Genomic DNA, 1,500 nt, shown 5'->3' with positions numbered 1-1,500 from the left:
GAAACTTCTGACAGCCAATATGGTGAACATCCCTCTGGAAACTTCTACCAAAAAGAACGGAAAGCTGGTAGGAAAAGCTGAAACTAAGTTTGATGATGCCTCTCATCTTTATCCTACGTCGGTTATCTCGTATAATATGCAGACCCAGACCCCGGTCACTGCTTCTACGCTGGATGTGTACGACAGCAAAGGAAATCTGGTGCAGACCACGGGCAAAAACGGGATCCCGGTAACCACGATCTGGGGCTATTACCAGACCCAGCCGATTGCGGTGATTACCGGAGCCACGTATGCACAGGTCTCTTCACTGGCTACGGTAACGGCTGCCATTAACGCTTCCAATGCAGACCGTGACAATCCTGCCCTGGAGCCGCAGCTGGTAACGGCTCTTGACAACCTGCGTAAAGATCCTGCATTGCAGAACTATACCGTAACGGCAACAACATATGATCCGATGGTGGGAGTTACCAGTTCCGTTTCAGCCAACGGGATCAGAACCGTGAATGTGTATGACGATGCCAACCGGCTGATCAAAACCACCGATGCCGCCGGAAAAACATTACAGGAGTATAAATACAACTATAAAAACTGATCATGATGATAAAAAATATAATCAAACGAAAAGAAAATTCAGCCGTGAAGTGTGCTTCCCTGTTTATGCTTCTTTTTTCCGGTGCTGCTTTGGCGCAAAACGGTTTAAGCACGGATAAGAACTTCATCTATACCAAAACCTGCCTCGATGCAGACTGCGTGAAGAAAGCCGAAGCCGTGCAGTATTTCGACGGACTCGGAAGACCTGTACAGTCCGTAGCCATTAAAGCCACCCCGCTCGGGAGAGATGTAGTGACCCCTGTGGAATACAACAGCGTAGGAAAACAGGTGAAAGATTACCTGCCGGTTCCCCAGACCGGAACCTCAGAAGGCGCTTTTTACAGCGCTCCTTTAGACGCGGTTCCCGCTGCCTACGGAACCGAAAGGATCTATTCTGAAAAGATCTATGACAATGTTTATACCGACAGGGTAAAGCAGGTGGTTTCCACTGGAACTGCATGGACGCAGAAGCCTGTAAACCTGGGATATGATACCAATGCAGACGGCGAAGTGAAGAAATACGTCCTCACGACCACATGGACGGACGGAAGAACCGATTCCCAGATCTCGGTGGCGGCTCCGTATGCAGCCAACCAGCTCATGAAATCTTCGGTAACAGATCCGGACGGAAATACCACCACCGAATTTACCAACGGCGAAGGACAGACCATTCTGGTAAGGAAAAATGACGGGACTCAGGATGTGGATACCTATTACCTGTACAACGAATACGGGCAGCTTGCCTACGTGATCCCGCCGCTGGCAGTGAATACCGCACTGGATCAGGTTACCCTGGACAACCTCTGCTACCAGTACCGTTATGACGGGACGGGAAAACTCGTGGAGAAGAAAATTCCCGGAAAAGGATGGGAGTACATGGTCTACGATCAGCAGGACCGGGTGATCATG

1 protein-coding gene and 1 pseudogene are annotated in these 1,500 nt (G+C 49.8%); both read left to right on the top strand.

Annotation, left to right across the window (positions count from 1 at the left end):
* Positions 1 to 592, top strand: a pseudogene (locus WFK35_RS22705) (hypothetical protein); the annotation flags it as partial.
* Between the two features lie 5 nt (positions 593 to 597).
* On the top strand, positions 598 to 1,500 hold a 903-nt coding region (locus WFK35_RS22700; RefSeq protein ID WP_336734898.1), incomplete at its 3' end, for a DUF6443 domain-containing protein.

Origin of the sequence: Chryseobacterium sp. VD8, assembly GCF_037149975.1 — a bacterium.
Taxonomy (GTDB): domain Bacteria; phylum Bacteroidota; class Bacteroidia; order Flavobacteriales; family Weeksellaceae; genus Chryseobacterium; species Chryseobacterium indicum.
Note: the sequence above shows the minus strand (reverse complement) of the source record. Positions and strands in the feature narration are given on the sequence as shown.